Origin of the sequence: Macrococcus brunensis (assembly GCF_022343725.1) — a bacterium.
In the GTDB taxonomy this organism is placed as follows: Bacteria; Bacillota; Bacilli; order Staphylococcales; family Staphylococcaceae; genus Macrococcus; species Macrococcus brunensis.
On sequence record NZ_CP092179.1, the window covers coordinates 1,349,348 to 1,366,460 of the forward strand.

19 protein-coding genes are annotated in these 17,113 nt (G+C 41.5%); 2 read left to right on the plus strand and 17 right to left on the minus strand.

Annotation, left to right across the window (positions count from 1 at the left end; translation table 11 throughout):
- Position 1 precedes the first annotated feature (1 nt).
- The 6 genes from dnaJ to lepA all read right to left on the minus strand — a co-directional run bounded on the left by dnaJ (position 2) and on the right by lepA (position 7,573).
- Entirely contained in the window at positions 2-1,123 is a 1,122-nt protein-coding gene (dnaJ, locus tag MGG13_RS07070) for a molecular chaperone DnaJ (protein WP_239034428.1), read from the minus strand.
- A gap of 75 nt (positions 1,124-1,198) precedes the next feature.
- Positions 1,199-3,019 (minus strand): molecular chaperone DnaK, encoded by a 1,821-nt coding sequence (gene dnaK / locus MGG13_RS07075; protein ID WP_239034429.1) that lies wholly within the window; start codon positions 3,017-3,019, stop codon positions 1,199-1,201.
- Between the two features lie 21 nt (positions 3,020-3,040).
- Positions 3,041-3,586: a nucleotide exchange factor GrpE gene (gene grpE, locus MGG13_RS07080; RefSeq protein WP_133431631.1), complete on the minus strand. Its 546-nt coding sequence runs from the start codon at positions 3,584-3,586 to the stop codon at positions 3,041-3,043.
- 13 nt (positions 3,587-3,599) lie between these two features.
- Positions 3,600-4,487, minus strand: a complete 888-nt coding sequence (locus MGG13_RS07085; protein WP_239034430.1) for a LexA family protein — start codon at positions 4,485-4,487, stop codon at positions 3,600-3,602.
- A gap of 110 nt (positions 4,488-4,597) precedes the next feature.
- Positions 4,598-5,713 carry a radical SAM family heme chaperone HemW gene (gene hemW / locus MGG13_RS07090; RefSeq protein ID WP_239034431.1) on the minus strand — a complete coding sequence of 372 codons (1,116 nt, stop codon included), beginning with the start codon at positions 5,711-5,713 and terminating at the stop codon, positions 4,598-4,600.
- Positions 5,714-5,749: 36 nt separating this feature from the next.
- On the minus strand, positions 5,750-7,573 hold the full coding sequence (gene lepA, locus MGG13_RS07095) for a translation elongation factor 4 (RefSeq protein WP_133431634.1): 1,824 nt from the start codon (positions 7,571-7,573) through the stop codon (positions 5,750-5,752).
- Positions 7,574-7,739: 166 nt separating this feature from the next.
- Between lepA and rpsT the strand changes: the two genes are divergently transcribed.
- Positions 7,740-7,988: a 30S ribosomal protein S20 gene (gene rpsT / locus MGG13_RS07100; protein WP_239034432.1), complete on the plus strand. Its 249-nt coding sequence runs from the start codon at positions 7,740-7,742 to the stop codon at positions 7,986-7,988.
- A gap of 28 nt (positions 7,989-8,016) precedes the next feature.
- On the opposite strand, the gene holA is transcribed toward rpsT, so the two are convergent.
- Positions 8,017-8,985 carry a DNA polymerase III subunit delta gene (holA, locus tag MGG13_RS07105; protein WP_420827890.1) on the minus strand — a complete coding sequence of 323 codons (969 nt, stop codon included), beginning with the start codon at positions 8,983-8,985 and terminating at the stop codon, positions 8,017-8,019.
- Positions 8,986-9,072: 87 nt separating this feature from the next.
- Between holA and MGG13_RS07110 the strand changes: the two genes are divergently transcribed.
- Positions 9,073-9,207 (plus strand): YqzM family protein, encoded by a 135-nt coding sequence (locus MGG13_RS07110; protein WP_133450790.1) that lies wholly within the window; start codon positions 9,073-9,075, stop codon positions 9,205-9,207.
- A gap of 22 nt (positions 9,208-9,229) precedes the next feature.
- On the opposite strand, the gene MGG13_RS07115 is transcribed toward MGG13_RS07110, so the two are convergent.
- The 10 genes from MGG13_RS07115 to yqeH form a co-directional block, all read right to left on the minus strand.
- Positions 9,230-11,482 (minus strand): DNA internalization-related competence protein ComEC/Rec2, encoded by a 2,253-nt coding sequence (locus MGG13_RS07115; protein ID WP_239034434.1) that lies wholly within the window; start codon positions 11,480-11,482, stop codon positions 9,230-9,232.
- A gap of 12 nt (positions 11,483-11,494) precedes the next feature.
- Positions 11,495-11,959: a ComE operon protein 2 gene (locus tag MGG13_RS07120; protein WP_239034435.1), complete on the minus strand. Its 465-nt coding sequence runs from the start codon at positions 11,957-11,959 to the stop codon at positions 11,495-11,497.
- Positions 11,960-12,009: 50 nt separating this feature from the next.
- Complete coding sequence (locus MGG13_RS07125; protein WP_133431640.1) at positions 12,010-12,630, minus strand: helix-hairpin-helix domain-containing protein; 621 nt, start codon at positions 12,628-12,630, stop codon at positions 12,010-12,012.
- A gap of 66 nt (positions 12,631-12,696) precedes the next feature.
- Positions 12,697-13,425 (minus strand): class I SAM-dependent DNA methyltransferase, encoded by a 729-nt coding sequence (locus tag MGG13_RS07130; RefSeq protein ID WP_239034436.1) that lies wholly within the window; start codon positions 13,423-13,425, stop codon positions 12,697-12,699.
- Complete coding sequence (gene rsfS, locus MGG13_RS07135) at positions 13,425-13,766, minus strand: ribosome silencing factor (RefSeq protein WP_133431642.1); 342 nt, start codon at positions 13,764-13,766, stop codon at positions 13,425-13,427. Before rsfS ends, MGG13_RS07130 begins: the two co-directional genes overlap by 1 nt.
- 18 nt (positions 13,767-13,784) lie before the next feature.
- Complete coding sequence (gene yqeK, locus MGG13_RS07140; RefSeq protein ID WP_239034437.1) at positions 13,785-14,351, minus strand: bis(5'-nucleosyl)-tetraphosphatase (symmetrical) YqeK; 567 nt, start codon at positions 14,349-14,351, stop codon at positions 13,785-13,787.
- On the minus strand, positions 14,329-14,895 hold the full coding sequence (nadD, locus tag MGG13_RS07145) for a nicotinate-nucleotide adenylyltransferase (protein WP_239034438.1): 567 nt from the start codon (positions 14,893-14,895) through the stop codon (positions 14,329-14,331). The genes yqeK and nadD overlap by 23 nt, the downstream gene beginning before the upstream one ends.
- The gene (gene yhbY / locus MGG13_RS07150; RefSeq protein WP_133431645.1) at positions 14,892-15,185 is read right to left on the minus strand and encodes a ribosome assembly RNA-binding protein YhbY; all 294 of its coding nucleotides are present in this window, start codon (positions 15,183-15,185) and stop codon (positions 14,892-14,894) included. The genes nadD and yhbY overlap by 4 nt, the downstream gene beginning before the upstream one ends.
- A gap of 10 nt (positions 15,186-15,195) precedes the next feature.
- Positions 15,196-15,981 (minus strand): shikimate dehydrogenase, encoded by a 786-nt coding sequence (aroE, locus tag MGG13_RS07155; protein WP_239035691.1) that lies wholly within the window; start codon positions 15,979-15,981, stop codon positions 15,196-15,198.
- A gap of 8 nt (positions 15,982-15,989) precedes the next feature.
- Positions 15,990-17,087 carry a ribosome biogenesis GTPase YqeH gene (gene yqeH, locus MGG13_RS07160; protein WP_239034439.1) on the minus strand — a complete coding sequence of 366 codons (1,098 nt, stop codon included), beginning with the start codon at positions 17,085-17,087 and terminating at the stop codon, positions 15,990-15,992.
- Positions 17,088-17,113 lie beyond the last annotated feature (26 nt).

Sequence of the window (17,113 nt, forward strand, 5' to 3'; positions counted from 1 at the left end):
TTTATTCTCCTCTAAAGAAGCGTCGTGTTTTTTCGAAGAAATTATCATTTTGTTCATTCAGTTCTTCACCATCAATTTCAGCGAATTCACGCAGTAATTCAATCTGATGGTCTGTCATTTTAGTTGGTGTGACAACGGTCACTGTGACGTAAAGATCACCTTTACCATATCCGTGAACATTTTGAACACCTTTATCTTTCAGACGGAATCGTTTACCTGTCTGTGTGCCAGAAGGAATTGTCAGCTTGACGCGGCTATCTAATGTCGGTACTTCTATTTCATCACCGAGTGCCGCCTGTGCGAATGACAGTTTAAGATCATAGAAGATATCATCGCCATCACGTTCAAAATCAGGATGGTCAGATACGCGGAAGACCACATAGAGATCACCCGCTGGTCCACCGTTGACACCCGGTTCACCATGTCCAGCTATACGAATCTGCTGACCATTATCAACACCTGCTGGAACAGTGACATCTATAGTGACGTCTTTTACTTTTACACCTGTACCGCGGCAGTCCGAACATTTTTCTTCAAACTCTTTACCTGTACCGTTACAGTCCGGACAAGGGCGTTCTGTACGAATACGGCCAAATGGTGTCTCCTGTTCTACGCCGACCTGTCCACGTCCGTGACAAGTCGAACAGCGTTTAACTTCAGTGCCTGGTTTCGCACCGGTACCGTCACACGTATCACATTCAACTTCTTTACGAACCTTAATTTCTTTGTTTGCACCGAAAACAGCATCCTCAAAATCAATATCCATCTGATACTGCAGGTCATTCCCTTTTCTTGGAGCGTTTGGATCACGTCTTGCGCCGCCGCCGAAAAATGAACTGAAAATATCTTCAAATCCGCCAAAGCCGCCACCGAAGTCCGCGCCACCGAAACCGGCGCCTTGACCCATGCCTGCATGACCGAACTGGTCATACTGCGCTTTTTTCTGATCATCACTTAATACTTCATAAGCTTCTGATAGTTCCTTGAACTTTTCATCTGCGCCTTCTTCTTTATTGATATCCGGATGATATTTTTTAGAAAGTTTTCGGTATGCTTTTTTAATTTCGTCTTTTGAAGCGCCTTTTGATAATCCCAGCACTTCGTAATAATCTCTTTTTGCCACTCGTCATTCTCCTTTTCTGCCGTCAAAGAAAAAGTCAAAGCCAATAAATTGACTTTGACTTTTTAGAAACAGCTATTATTTTTTATCGTCGTCTTTAACTTCTGTGAAATCAGCATCTACAACATCATCCTGAGGTGCTGCTCCGCCCTCTGCCTGCTGTTCCTGTGCCATTTGTTCGTAAAGCTTCATAGATAAAGCTTGAACGATTTCATTCAGTGCATCTTTTTTCGTTTTGATGTCTTCGATATCATTACCTTCAAGGGCTTTTTTGAGTTCTTCTTTCGCAGCTTCTGCTTTTTCTTTCTCAGCATCGTCTACTTTTCCTTCAAGGTCTTTTAATGTTTTTTCTACAGTGAAGACTAATTGATCTGCTTCGTTACGAGTATCAATTTCTTCACGGCGTTTTTTATCTGCTTCTGCATTAGCTTCTGCATCTTTCACCATACGATCGATTTCTTCATCTGATAATGCTGAAGAAGACTGAATCGTGATTTTTTGTTCTTTTTGAGTACCTAAATCTTTAGCTGTAACATTAACGATACCGTTTTTGTCGATATCAAATGTAACCTGGATTTGAGGTACGCCGCGTGGTGCTGGTGGAATGTCTGTTAACTGGAAGCGCCCTAAAGTTTTATTGTCCGCAGCCATCTGACGTTCACCTTGCAGAACGTGTACATCTACTGCCGGCTGGTTGTCAGCAGCTGTAGAGAATACTTGTGATTTTGAAGTCGGAATTGTTGTGTTACGTTCAATCAGAACAGTAGACACACCGCCCATTGTTTCGATACCGAGTGATAACGGTGTTACGTCAAGAAGCACGATATCTTTAACGTCACCAGTGATGACGCCGCCTTGAATAGCAGCACCCATTGCTACTACTTCATCCGGGTTAACACCTTTATTAGGTTCTTTATTTAATTCTTTTTTAATTGCTTCCTGAACAGCTGGAATACGTGTAGAACCACCGACAAGGATGACTTCGTCGATATCAGACGCTGATAATGAAGCGTCTTTTAATGCCTGGCGAGTAGGTCCCATTGTTTTTTCTACTAAGTTACGAGATAAGTCTTCAAATTTAGCACGAGATAATGTCACTTCTAAGTGAAGTGGACCTGCTTCTCCTGCTGAGATGAACGGTAATGAAATCTGTGTAGAAGATACACCTGATAAGTCTTTTTTCGCTTTTTCAGCTGCATCTTTCAGACGTTGCATAGCCATTTTATCTTTTGATAAATCTAAGCCGTTCTCTTTTTTGAACTCTTCTACTAAGAAGTCAATGATCACCTGGTCGAAGTCATCCCCCCCGAGTCTGTTATCACCCGCTGTAGAAAGTACTTCGAATACGCCATCACCGAGTTCAAGAATAGAAACGTCAAAAGTACCGCCACCTAAGTCAAAGACAAGGATTTTCTGGTCTTTATCTGTTTTATCTAACCCGTAGGCAAGTGCTGCTGCTGTAGGTTCATTGATAATACGTTCTACTTCTAAACCAGCAATTTTACCAGCGTCTTTAGTTGCTTGACGCTCAGCGTCGTTGAAGTATGCAGGTACTGTAATAACCGCTTTAGAAACTGTTTCACCGAGGTATGCTTCAGCTGTTGCTTTTAAGTTCTGAAGAATCATAGCTGAAATTTCCTGTGGTGAATACTGTTTACCTTCTACTTCAACTTTATGATCTGTACCCATCTCACGTTTAATAGAGATGATTGTATTAGGATTAGTGATCGCCTGACGTTTCGCTACTTCACCGATTTGAGTTTCACCGTTTTTGAATGCGACAACAGATGGTGTTGTACGGTTACCTTCTGGGTTAGCGATTACTTTTGGTTCTCCGCCTTCAAGTACAGCTACACATGAATTTGTTGTTCCTAAGTCAATACCAATTACTTTACTCATTTAGAATTCCTCCAGTTTATATTATTCGTTGACTTTAACCATTGAGGGTCTTAAGACACGTTCTTTTAATTTATAGCCTTTTTGTAATTCATCAAGCACGATGCCTGATTCTTTAGTATCATCTTTCTCCTGCATGACTGCCTGATGGAAGTTCGGGTCAAATGGCTGATCCTGAGCTTCAATTAATTCAAGTCCGTGCTCTTTCAACGCACTGACTAAGTTGTCATAAACCATCTGCACACCTTTGATCAGTGTTTCATCTTCACTCTTCTGACCGAGTGCACGCTCAATATTATCGAGCGTCGGAATGACATCACGCAGCACGGCCTGAGAACGATACGTTTTTTCTGTTTCTAATTCAGTACGCGTGCGTTTTTTATAATTTTCAAACTCAGCGTATAATCTTAAATATTTTTCTTCACTGGCTGCGAGCGCTTCTTCCAGATCTGCTACCTTTTGCTCCAGACCATCTCCATCAACATCGATGGGCGTCGTGTCGACAGGCGCTTCAGCAGTTACTTCTTCTTCAGGAACTGTTTCTTCCTGGACGTTTTTCTCTTCCGTCATTCAAATATCCTCCTTAGAGTGCGCTAAGTCCCTCAAAAACTTTGCGATAGCTCATCATAATAGGTCCGACTACAGCAACCCGTCCATCTACGTCTTCTGTCTGAACAGGTTTAGTGACAAGTGAGACATGATTGAGACTATCATCGATTTCCTGTCCTATCTTAACATTAATCAAATCGTCATTCATACTAATAAGCTTGTAGATGAACGTATCCGATTCAATGTAAGACAGTAAGTCCCGGACGCCGTCCAAGTCCTGCGGAACCGCATCAAACAAAAACTCCTGTCCTGCCTTATATATAACCGGGTCAGGCTTTTTAAGTCTTCTGTTGACATAATGATTAATCATCGATACAAGCTGCTTGTTAAGTGGTGTATAAGTAGTATTCTCATGATGAATCATGGCATTAAAATACTGATTGAGTTCAAGCAGTTCTTCCATTGATAAAGGGCTCTGCCATCCAAGCTGTTCATGCTCAACTTCACCATCACTGTAAATCAGTATGATAAGTAAAGAATGCGCGACAGCAGCCAGGTGTATGGCTTCTATTTTCCTGGCTTTATAGTAGCCGGTCACAACAGAAAAATAATGCGTATCAGCAGCCAGTTTATCTGCGAGTTCATCAAAATTTTCATGACTGACTGCACTTGCAGCATGTTCAGTCTGTAATGTGCTGATGTAATGTTTATATCCTTCTATTGAAGGGATACGACCAGAAGAGATATGGGTCTTCTCAATGAATCCCTGCTCTTCCAGCTTCTTCATTTCAGCACGGATAGTCGCTGAACTGATAGCGAGCTGGTACTTATTCATCAGTGTACGTGAACCTACAGGCACACCACTTTCAACAAAATCTTCAACTAATGTGTTCAATAAAGTCTTTTGTCTATTCGTGAGCATGTTTCACCTCTTTAGCACTCTTGTATCTGAAGTGCTAATAATAATTTATCAAATTGGTCAAAGTATGTCAATGTAAAACCCTTCAGCTAAGATATAAAAAAATCTACTTTCTAAATAGAAAGTAGAAACTGTTCAAATACATCATTGCCGACCATGCGTCCTTCAGGTGTCATCATGATTTTGTCATCCTGCAGCTTAAGGTGACCGCTTCTTTCCAGCTGCGCCAGCACATCACCAAATATATCATCAATCTGGATACCGTAACGCTTAAAGAAGTCAGCTCTTGATACCCCTTCGTTCATCCGGAGCCCGAGGAACATGAATTCTTCCATGGATTCTTCCTGTGTCACGTGATGCGTCTCTTTAACCGCATCTCCTTTTTGCATCGCTTTAATGTAATGCGGGACAGGCGCAACGTTATAGTAACGACTGCCGTTGACATAACCATGACTGCCAGCACCGGCACCATAATACTCTTTGTTCTGCCAGTAAACTTTATTGTGTTCAGACTCATGACCTTCTTTTGCAAAGTTTGAAATCTCATATTGTTTAAAGTCAGACTGGGCTAGCCGTTCAATCGTATAATCGTACATTTCAGCAGCAAGTGTTTCGTCCGGCAGCTGCAGCATGCCTTTACGATACTGGTTATAAAACTGGGTCTTCGGTTCAAGTATCAGTGAATAACTCGAGATATGATCGATATCAAGTGCAAGGGCATGCTCTAAATCATCCTTTACCTGCTGAAGTGTCTGTGTCGGCAGATGATACATCAGATCGATGCTGACAGACTCGATACCGGCTGATTTAGTAGTATCAACTGCTTTTTTGATGTCACTCTCAACGTGTGTCCGTCCGAGCAGCTTCAGTAGTTCATTATCAAATGTCTGAACACCGAGACTGAGTCGATTAACATGATAACGTTTCATGATCAGAATCTTCTCTCTTGTAAGTTCATCAGGATTTGCTTCCATCGAGAACTCACGCTTAATCTTAAAATGCCGAGAGATGAAGCCGAGCAGTCGTTCCAGCTGTTCTTCATTCAGTGCAGTCGGCGTACCCCCTCCGATAAATAAAGTATCGATATCTTTGGGTATTTCTTTAAGTTCTTTGATCAGACAATCGATATACTGATCCACCGGCTGATTCTTAATCAGAAACTTATTAAAGTCACAATATGTACAGATGCGGTTACAGAACGGGATGTGGATATAAAGACTGGTCATCATAGCTCCTTTCACGAAAAAAAGTGGCTATCGCCACTTTTATTCTTCGTCCATTTTCAGTACAGCAAGGAATGCTTCCTGCGGGATTTCAACAGAACCGACAGATTTCATCTTCGCTTTACCTGCTTTTTGTTTTTCCAGCAGTTTACGCTTACGGCTGATGTCACCACCATAACATTTAGCGAGGACATTCTTACCGATTGATTTAATGTTCGTACGTGCAATAATTTTCTGGCCGATTGCAGCCTGTACCGGTACTTCGAACTGCTGACGTGGAATAAGGGTCTTCAATTTCTCTACGATGACTTTACCACGGTCATAAGCGAAATCACGGTGAACAATAAAGCTCAGCGCATCGACTGTATCACCATTCAATAAAATATCCATCTTAACAAGGCGGCTTTCCTGATAGCCGATCAGTTCATAGTCAAACGAGGCATAGCCTTTTGTATTAGATTTCAGCTGATCGAAGAAATCAAAGACAATTTCAGATAACGGCAGTTCATAGATGATATTGACACGAATGTCATCGAGGTAATCCATCGTCTTAAAGTTACCCCGCTTCTTCTGACAGAGCTCCATTACTGCGCCGACATAGTCATTAGGCACCATGATGCTCGCTTTTACATAAGGTTCATAAATATGCTCAATCTTCTGAGGGTCAGGCATTTTAGAAGGATTGTCAACAATCACTTCGCTGCCATCCGTCATCATACATTTATAAATAACAGAAGGGGCTGTTGCAATCAGTTCAATACCGAATTCACGTTCAATACGTTCCTGAATAATCTCCATGTGAAGAAGTCCAAGGAAGCCGACACGGAAACCAAAACCAAGTGCCTGTGACGTTTCTGCCTCAAATTCAAGGGAAGCATCGTTAAGCTGTAGTTTTTCAAGTGCTTCTCGTAAATCGTTGTATTTACTCGTATCGATTGGATAGATACCACAGAAGACCATCGGATTCATCTTTTTATAACCTTGCAGGGGTTCTGCAGCAGGGTTGTTCGCAAGGGTAATCGTATCACCGACACGTGAATCACCGACATTTTTAATAGATGCTGTGATATAGCCTACGTCCCCGACTGTCAGTTCACTGACTGGCATCTGTTTCGGTGTGTTGATGCCTACTTCAACTACTTCAAAATCTTTGCCGGTCGCCATCATACGGATTTTATCGCCAGCTTTAACTGTGCCGTCGATGATACGGATAGATGAGATGACACCACGGTATGCATCAAATGCACTGTCAAAGATCAATGCTTTCAGCGGTGCTTCAGGGTCACCTGTCGGCGGCGGTACAAGTTCTACAATCTGCTCTAAAATCTCATCGATACCGATATTGGCTTTAGCTGAAGCGAGTACCGCATCAGACGCATCTAAACCGATGACATCTTCTATCTCCTGCTTGACGCGTTCAGGTTCTGCTGCCGGTAAATCGATTTTATTGATCACCGGAATCAGTTCAAGGTCATTATCCAGTGCAAGGTAGACATTGGCTAATGTCTGTGCTTCAATCCCCTGCGCTGCATCCACTACAAGAATCGCACCTTCACAGGCAGCTAAACTTCTTGAAACTTCATATGTGAAATCGACGTGACCCGGCGTATCAATAAGGTGAAAGATGTAAGTTTCACCGTCTTTAGCGGTATAGTTCAGTTGAACCGCGTTCAGCTTAATCGTGATACCGCGCTCACGTTCTAAATCCATTGAATCCAGCAGCTGTGACTTCATCTCACGAGAGGCTACTGTCTTCGTGTTTTCAAGAATACGGTCAGCAAGTGTCGACTTCCCATGGTCGATATGCGCAATAATCGAGAAATTCCTGATTTTATTCTGTCTATTTAAACGTTCTTCATTGTTCATTCAGAGAACCAACTTTCTTTTCTATTCAATAATTATGATTATATCAAGTATAGAAGGCTACTTCAATCAGTTTTAAAATAACGATTGCAATGCCTCCTGTATTTTGATAAAATATTTCTTGTTGCAATGAAAACACACAGGTGTAATATTTTTAGGAGGTGACATCATGCCAAACATCAAATCTGCTATTAAACGCGTGACGACTAGTCAAAAAGCTCAAGATGCTAATATCTCTCAAAAGAATGATATGCGTTCTGCTATCAAAACTGCGAAAGCTGCTATCGAAAACAACGCTGATAACAAACAGGATTTAGTAAACACAGCTGTTAAAAAGATTGATAAAGCTGCGAAAAGCAACTTAATCCACTCTAACAAAGCTGACCGTTTAAAATCACAAGTTATGCGTTCTAACTAATAATGAAAGCCCTCGAAAGCGGGCTTTTTTATATGCCTAAAATAAATAATTCTAAAATTAAGACCTTATCCATATAGGAGGATTTAAGCTGATAATCTGTTTCAGCACAGCTATCGATCACTTTAAGGATATCGCTCAAGTTAAGACGTGATACTTTTCGTAGGGCGAGCTTCACTCTATATGGATGAATCTTGAGCTGCTTAGCGATCTGAGCCTCACTGAAACCTTTCTGACTCAGTATCTTAGTCTGATAGAAAAGGCGGTACTGACCACTGATGAGCGCTAATAGTTTAATCGGTTCTTCTTTCATATTGATCAAGTCTTTGAGCAGCACGATTGCTTCTTTCTTACGATGAGTCGTAATATAATCTGTCAGCAGGAAGACATTCTGCTCCAGACTACGGGAGACAATCATTTCAACATGCGACTTTGTAATGATGGAATCATCACCTATATACAGAAGCAGTTTATGCATCTCATTTGATACCAGTTTATAATCGGCACCTGTCAGCTGAATCAGTTCATCAAGCGCATCCTGCTTGATGTCTTTAAATTGATTATTCATCTCCTGCTTGACCCATTTCTTCAGTGCCATTTCGTCCAAAGCATCTATTTTATTGACTTGATGCAGCTTTTTCATGTTTTTGACTATTTTTTTACGTTCATCCAGCTTGTCGCTGTTCACTTCAAAAATGACGACATTCGGTCCCGTGAACTGTTCTACAAATTGCGCGAGCGCATCAAGCTGATGTTCGACTGCTACACGTGGTTTCTCCCCTGTAAAAAGATAACTGTTTTTGACGACAATGACCTTCTGCTCACTGAGAAATGGGATTGTCATCGCGTCTTCTATAATATTCTGGATAGGTGTCTCCAGCAGATCGTATCTTGAAAAATTAAAGTCATCCTGTTCAGGCAGTAAATCACTGACGATTTTAGTTGTTCGTTCTGCCACTAGTTCCGGAACGACACCATGATTGATGATAATAGCATTCAAATTAAGAACTCCCTTGATAAATCTTAATTTCATTATAGCTTTTTTCACATAAATATCATATACTTAACCTAAATGGAGGTTGATAACATGAATCATTTTGAACATGATGTGCAATCTAAAAACAATGACGTGAAAGATTCACTCCTTGCAATGGGTACAGGTTTCGGCGCGTTTGCTGCTATCTATATCATCGCTCAAATCTTTGATCTTTTAGCAAAATAAAAGACCGCTCGCGGTCTTTTTTTTATGGTCTTTTCGCTGTCCTGACCGTATTTAGAAATTCTATTTTTCCGTCTGACTGCGTATTTAAAATATGAATTTTTCTCGCCGTTAACTTATTCACTACTTCCTCATGAGGATGACCAAAACGATTATTTCTACCAGCTGAAATCACGGCATATTTAGGCTGAACACAGTCCAGCAGTTCATCTGAAGTACTCGTCTTACTGCCATGGTGCCCCACTTTAAGAACATCAATCTCGGCGCTGCATAGCTGTGCTATTAACGAAGTCTCTATGTCCGTCGGCGCGTCTGCCATCAGCAAGTAACGGCGGCCAAGTGTTATCCTCGAAATAATACTGCTGTCATTCTCCTCACTGAACGAACCCCTTGTATTAAAGAATTCAACTACTGCATGTCCAACTCTTATCTTATCAATCTGTTTCGAATCGATAATCTCAGTATCTCCTGCTTTCGCCAGAGCAAGCAGCTCGTCATATTTATCATGGCCCGGTGCCTCTTTATTTAGTATCAAATAGTCCACATGTATCAAGCGGAGTAAATGCACTGCTTCACCAAAATGATCAGCATCAGGATGTGTGATCAGTAGATAATCAATTTTCTGATACCCTTTCTCTTTTAGCACACCATGTAAATGAAATGCGACTGCGTCATTCTCTTTCCGCCGTTTCTGCCACTCCTCTTTCGGCAGTTCCATCTGTCCACCTGTGTCTGTCACAAGTATCTGCCCACCGCTTTCCACTATTGAACTATCTCCCTGGCCGACATCTATAAAAGTTACACCTTCTTCATGCGACTGTATGACACTTAAACAATACAGGAGTAAAAACAGGGCCATTGTATAGCTGACAAACTGGATTACTGAAAACTTAAGTCTTAATAAAATATAGAAAATAATCAATGTCAGGATAAGATAGAGTTCAGCTCCCTTATTCGCCATATGAATATCCGGAAGATGGACAAGACTGTAAATATCAATCATTAAGTCATTCAGGAAAAAAGCAGCTTTTAATAAATAATCAAACCAGCCAGGCAACGAATGCAGCAGAATCACCCATAGCAAAATAATCGTACAAAGCGGAAACATGACAACTGTAAAAAAAGGAATAAAAAGAAGATTGGTAAGAAGTCCGATGACTTGAAAACTGTTGAAGTTGATAAGCAAAATGGGAATACTTGCGAGCTGAGAAACCAAACAGGTTATGACGAGCAGAGAGATAGGCCGTCTGTCCTGATAAAGATTGCTCGTAAAAATTAAAATAAAAGAGATGAAGTAGGACAGCTGAAAACCGATATCAAAAATAGCCGTCGGTTCAACCAGAAGAAAAAGCAGAAAAGATAAAGAAAGCGCATCGAGAAGGTTGATACCATATCTTTTTAATGCCATATAAATTAGTATAAAAAGTGAAGACCTGATGACAGATGGTGATAGCCCGGTCAGTATGGTATATATTGGAATAATTAAAAACATAGCAGCTGTACACCAGTAAAGAGGTATATAGAACCGTTTCAGCAGAAAGAAGAGCTGCACACTGATTAAAGCAACATGAGAACCGCTGATGGCATAAAGATGATAAATACCTAGTACCTTCAGTTTATCGAGTTCATCTGTTGACAGATACCTTGTATCACCAAGCGTCAGGGCAACCACATAACGCATGTTAAAACGGTCGCTTATCATCATCTGATCAGCAAGCTGGACACGATACAGCTTCAGCTGATCAATTATATTAAGTTCTACTTTCCTGCAGGACGACCAGTCGATATTTTTCACAGTCGCCTGGTAATGGATATTCTGCCGCTTTAAATACTCGGCGTAGTCGAACTTCAGCCCATTTGTGTTCGGGAGCGGCTGCCTCAGTTCAACAGAAGCTGAACACGTCCTGAAATAAGGCATACTGCTGACCAGCTTCTTCTGCTCATTCTCCGTCTTAATATAATAACTGAATCTTACCGGCTGATTTTGTATGAGCGCAACACCGGAAAAATAATCACCATCAATATTCTGCTCATCAGTAAATACGAGGGACGATGTCAAAGTCCCTCTTTTAGTGTCTGTCCAGTCAAAATCTGCTACCGGTTCACTGTATGAATAAAAATAGAAAAAGAGTCCCATGGCAGTGAAACCTAAAATATAGATTAACCTTTGCTTTTGATAACAGTGAATGATGATTAAGAGAAATAAGATACATGCACTTAACGGGGCGAACCGAAACAGTGTTCCGCAGAATGCAGCGACAGCCAGATTAAACCACATGTATCCTCCTTTTTATTCAATCATTTTAAAATATTCCGCTACTTTACTCGCATCAAAAGGTATCTTCTCTACTTGAATACCTGCTTTTTGCAGTAACTCAACTGCATACGGGTGATTCTTATAATCTATTGCATAGGAGACCTTGCTGATTCCTGCTTGAATCAGGGATTTCGTACAATGAATACAAGGAAAATGTGTGACGTAGATTTCAGCGCCTGTCGTCGAAACACCTAGTTTTGCACATTGCAGGAGTGCGTTCATCTCTGCATGGACGGTTCTGATGCAATGTCCCTCTTCCAAATAACAGCCGACGTCTGTACAGTGTGCTTCACCTGCTACAGAACCGTTGTAGCCGCCCGCAATAATTCTATTATCCTTAACGATGGTCGCACCTACACTTAATCTGTTACATGTTGAACGTAATGCGAGTAGCTGGCTCTGTGCCATAAAATAATCCTGCCATTTAATTCTTTCCACAATGATCCCTCCAATAGTCTCATTGTAAGGAATGAATCCGTCTCTGGCAATTACAATTCAATAAACGGCTCAAGAGACGTATAAGTTTTATCGCCGATGCCTTTTATCTCTTTCATCTCTTCTTTTGATTTAAAACCACCATGCTGTTCACGGTAATGCAGAATGTCTGCCGCTTTCTTAGGACCTATGCCCGGTATTTCCTGCAGCTCTGATTCTGTTGCAGTATTGATATTGACCACTTTGGTCTCTGGATCAGTTTTCGTTGATGATTTATTCTGATACATGGTAAACTTCTCTTCTTTCACCTCTCCTTTGAACGGGACATAAATCACCATCTGATCAGTCAACTGCATAGACAGATTGACCGCTTCAAGATCAGCATTTTCTCTCGGCACTGCAAGCATGATGACATCATTGACACGCTGACTTTCCTGCGTAGGATAGACACCCGGATGCTTGACAGCCCCTTTAATGTCAACCATCAGTTCTTTTTGAGGGGCTTCAGTTGTCACTACTTTTTCGACCGTCTGCTTTTCAGTTGCCAGAGTTTCCAGCGGCTCTACTGATTTTTTGAAGGACGACTGATAAATAAATAAGACAGCCATCAGCACAACAACGCAGATTCCAATTTTCATTTTATGCGTCTGAATCAGTTCCTGAATTTTTTCCACAAAAAAACACCTCCCCTTAATAATCGGAGAGATGTAGCGATTTTATTTTTTCTGTCACAATAAAAATTATCTTTTACATTTTTTACGTGCAACATAAAAGATTCTTTCAGCGTCTTCTTCTATCGGTCTATCAGTATTAAAATCCGCAAAAACTTTTTCAACTGTAAACTGATTCGTCTCTAACAGCTCGATATAAAATTCCAATGGAAAAGTGCGCTGATAATGCGATTCATCAAAACGACGATATCTGCCATCTTCTTCAAGCGTAAAGAAACTCATATCGTGATAGACACTGTTCTCTTCTTCTCCGGGCTCTGTCTGCCAAAGGTAAGTCACATGTTCTGTCTCGTCACTATATGTCTGTCCGTCAAAGAGATTCGTCATCTTCCAGACAGAATGCACATCAAAAAGAAAAACACCGTCTTCTTCAAGGTGCATATAGACATGGCTGAACAGTTTGTTCAGGTCTTCTTCTGTTGTCACGTAGTTCATGCTGTCACAGAAACAAGTGATGACATCAAAGGTCATGTCCAATTCAAGTGCCGTCATATCCTGCACCAGCCACTGAATAGAGGGGTCTTTTGTCTGTGCCACTGTCAGCATGTCCTCACTCAGATCTACACCGACACGATCCAGCCGTTTTGGCAGAAGTGTCGTGAATGAACCCGTGCCACACGCAAGATCCAGTATAGACTGCTTACCATTCAGATAAGGTACAGTCAGTTCGAGCCACTTATCATACGGCTGATCATACATCAGTTCATCATAAAGAACTGCAAATGCCTCGTAAGTCATTATTCGTAAGTGATGAACTCTGCATCACGATACAGACGCTCTAAGTTATAGTAGCTCCGCTCATCGCGGTGGAAAATGTGGACGACAACATCATCTAAGTCAACGAGTACCCACTGTGCTTCATTAAACCCTTCAAGTTTGCCCACATCAATTCCTGCTTCTTCTGCCTGCTGCTTCACTTCTCTAGCGATTGCCTGCACCTGACGGTCAGAATTGGCATGGCAGATGACATAGTAATCAGTAATCCCGCTGATTTCTTTGACATCTATACCGATAATTTCTTCAGCTTTTTTATCGTCACACGCTTTAAACGCGAGTTCAAGTAATTGTTTTGAATTCATTCAATCCATCCTTTAATATTATTTTTCAAGGTTATAGTAATTCAGACAGTCTATCGTCAGCGGATAGATCACATGATCCTGCTCTACTAAGTATAAGACCGTCCGTTTAGAGATTTCATAGATGGCTTTATCAAGTTTCTGTTCCTCAAAAACGATCGTTCTGATCTCCTCAACGCCTGGTTGTGTTCGTCCCGGTTCTATATAATCCGCAACAAAAATAATTTTTTCACTGAGTGTCATCTGGTTGCGACCAGTCGTGTGATGATAGATAGCCAGATAAATCTCTTCATCATCCACACCGAATTCATGTTTCATAATCGCTGCACCGACCGGTCCATGCAAAATCTCAGAGTTATAAGCTAAAAGTGCATTATCAAGCTCATACTTTGTCACTTTCTGATAAAGCTTTGAAAGTTCATCATATTTAGCATAGTCATGTAGAATGCCTGCAATTTCAACACGTTCAGCATCACCGCCAAAAATTTCAGCCATTTTAACTGCCGTCTCTGCCACTCGTAGTGAATGTTCGAAACGTTTTTTAGGCAGTTTCTCTTCAACTATTTTAATCGCTTTTTTCTTCTTCATAAATACGTTCCTTTCGCACATACGTTTCAATGTCTTCAGTGAGCCAGAATTTCACTGTCTTACCCGCAGCAAGACGTGTTCTGATCTCTGTAGAGCTGACATCAATCCGCGGAATATGGAAGCTCATGGCCTGTTCAACCTGCTGATACTCGACTGAGCGATTGACGATTAAAAACCTGCACATTTGATGCAGTTCATCTATGCGGTACCAGTTGTTCAACTGTTCATATTGGTCACTACCGATAACGACATAGATATCAGGGTCGGTTTCAAACAGATATTTAACGGTATCATAAGTGTAGCTCTGGCCTTTACGCTCCAGCTCAAATGTTGACACTTCGCCAAACCCCAGTTCAGCGATACCTAGTTCCAGCATCTTCACTCTCTCTTTATCTGTTGCTACAGCATGGCGTGATTTTAGCGGGCTCTGCGCTGCCGGCATGAAAATAAAACGGTCTGGTCTGAAGGCATCGTATACTTCATTCGCTACAACTAAATGACCGACATGCAGAGGATCAAACGTTCCGCCATAGAGAATAATCATCGAGGCAGTTCAATTTTCTTATGATTTTTAGAAGGCTTATAGAGAATAATCGTCGAACCGATTAACTGCACAAGGTCACCGTGCACGCGACGTGCAACCTCTTCAGCCAGTTCATCTTTTTCATCATCATTGTTCTGAAGAATGCTGACTTTAATCAATTCTCTCTTCTCAAGTACCTCATTCAGTTGTTCAATTAAATTTTCATTGACGCCGCCTTTACCGATCTGGAAGATCGGATCAAGATGATGTGCTTCTCCGCGTAAATAACGTTTTTGTTTGCCTGTTAACATATCGTTCCTCCTATAAATAATTTTTAACACATTCGGTCATAGCAGTTCTATCTGCCTCTAGACCTGTCCAAATTTCAAAACTTTGTGCACCCTGGTTAATAAACATACCAAGACCATTTACAGTGGTCAGCTCCAGACGGTCAGCAAGCTTTAGAAAAGGGGTCATGCTCGGTGTATAGATGATATCTGCAACAACCGCATCCGGATGAACCGACTTGAAGTCATAAAGCACCTCATCCTCAAATCCCGTCATGCCGACCGGTGTTGTATTGATCAGTAAATCCGCTCTATCCGCAAAACGCTCAATGTCATCGAGCGTAATCTTATGAACTTCAAATGGCCAGTCAGCCAGACGTTCAGGGCTGCGATTAGCGACTGTCACATCAGCACCTTTAGCGGCGAACCCTTGTGCAATCGCCCTACTGGCACCTCCTGCGCCGATTAACAGTACATGGCTGTATTCCTTAGGCGGCAGACTTTCAATAAACCCAGTTGCGTCTGTATTGTAGCCTGTCCACTTCCCATCAACAATTTTGACAGTATTGACTGCCCCCATCTTCAAAGCAAGGTCATCAACTTCATCCAGATAGTCGATAATAGCTGTCTTAAAAGGAATCGTCACATTGAAGCCGTCAATTTCTCGCTCCGCCATAATATCACGGATATGATGAAAATGGTTCGGATGGATATCCAGTGCAATATAGGAATAATCGAGTCCGAGAGACTTGAAATTAGCATGATGCATGACAGGTGATAATGAATGGCTGATCGGGTGACCGATGACGGCAAAATTCATCGTCATGTCTAAAGAATGCTCGGTCTTAAATAAACATCCACTTGTTTAGGGGCATAGACTTCAATAACTGCGCCTTCTTCTACAGTGATAAAACCGAGTCCTGATATAATGATATCCTGCTTCTGCTCTTTGACTGATAATGTATGTCTTTTAAGCGTACTAAAATCAAATTCCTTATTTCCTGGCGGTGTCAGTAACTCACCAATCTGACGGTGCCATAAGTCTTCAGCATTTACAGTCTTCGTACGGTGAATATTCAGACGGTTGGAAACAAAACAGTTCAGACTGCGTCTTCCCCCCGAGATATAGTCGACTCGGACTAACCCGCCGAGGAACAGTGTCTGTCCTTCGTTCAGCTGGAAGTTACGTGGCTTGATTTCTTCTTTCGGCATGATAACCTTCAGTTCGTCTTCAGTGACATAATGCGTCATCTGATGAGACTGTATAATACCTGGTGTGTCGTACATAAACGTTCCATCACCTAAAGGAATATCGATTAAATCAAGCGTCGTACCCGGAAAATGCGAAGTGGTGATGACATTTTTCTCACCGATACTGCGTTCAATCAGCTTATTGATGAGCGTTGATTTACCGACATTGGTCGTACCAACAATATAGACGTCCTGACCACTGCGTTCTGTTTCAATCACTTCAAGCAGTTCATCAATGCCCTGGTTCTTCTCTGCAGAAATCAAAACCACCGCTTCCGGCTTCATCCCGAGTTCTTTCGCCAGATGCTTAATCCAGTTCTCTACACGGTTTTTATTGATCAGCTTAGGCAGTAAGTCAATCTTGTTCGCTGCCAGAATGACTTTCTTCTGCCCGACAATTCGTTTTAAACCACTGATCCACGATCCCTGAAAGTCAAACACATCAATGACATTGACAATAATACCTTCGCGATCACTTAACGCATTCAGCATCGTCAGAAAGTCGTCACTCGACATATTGACATCTTGTATTTCATTATAATGTTTCAATCTGAAGCAACGCTTACAGATGACATCTTCTTTATTTAAACTAGATTTCGGAACATAACCAGCCTGATTCGGATCTTCACTCTGAAGAACAGCCCCACAGCCGATACATCTTAATTCATTAGACAAATATGTTTCCTCCTAAAGTTATGTTT

Bases quoted from the DNA above. Each gene is read 5' to 3' on its own strand.
- rsfS (WP_133431642.1), bottom strand. From the start codon at position 13,766: ATGAATTCAAAACAATTACTTGAACTCGCGTTTAAAGCGTGTGACGAT.
- MGG13_RS07115 (WP_239034434.1), bottom strand. From the start codon at position 11,482: ATGTGGTTTAATCTGGCTGTCGCTGCATTCTGCGGAACACTGTTTCGG.
- aroE (WP_239035691.1), bottom strand. From the start codon at position 15,981: ATGAATTTTGCCGTCATCGGTCACCCGATCAGCCATTCATTATCACCT.
- yhbY (WP_133431645.1), bottom strand. From the start codon at position 15,185: ATGTTAACAGGCAAACAAAAACGTTATTTACGCGGAGAAGCACATCAT.
- MGG13_RS07130 (WP_239034436.1), bottom strand. From the start codon at position 13,425: ATGACTTACGAGGCATTTGCAGTTCTTTATGATGAACTGATGTATGAT.
- dnaK (WP_239034429.1), bottom strand. From the start codon at position 3,019: ATGAGTAAAGTAATTGGTATTGACTTAGGAACAACAAATTCATGTGTA.
- MGG13_RS07085 (WP_239034430.1), bottom strand. From the start codon at position 4,487: ATGCTCACGAATAGACAAAAGACTTTATTGAACACATTAGTTGAAGAT.
- MGG13_RS07110 (WP_133450790.1), top strand. From the start codon at position 9,073: ATGAATCATTTTGAACATGATGTGCAATCTAAAAACAATGACGTGAAA.
- lepA (WP_133431634.1), bottom strand. From the start codon at position 7,573: ATGAACAATGAAGAACGTTTAAATAGACAGAATAAAATCAGGAATTTC.
- nadD (WP_239034438.1), bottom strand. From the start codon at position 14,895: ATGATTATTCTCTATGGCGGAACGTTTGATCCTCTGCATGTCGGTCAT.
- grpE (WP_133431631.1), bottom strand. From the start codon at position 3,586: ATGACGGAAGAGAAAAACGTCCAGGAAGAAACAGTTCCTGAAGAAGAA.
- yqeK (WP_239034437.1), bottom strand. From the start codon at position 14,351: ATGAAGAAGAAAAAAGCGATTAAAATAGTTGAAGAGAAACTGCCTAAA.
- hemW (WP_239034431.1), bottom strand. From the start codon at position 5,713: ATGATGACCAGTCTTTATATCCACATCCCGTTCTGTAACCGCATCTGT.
- rpsT (WP_239034432.1), top strand. From the start codon at position 7,740: ATGCCAAACATCAAATCTGCTATTAAACGCGTGACGACTAGTCAAAAA.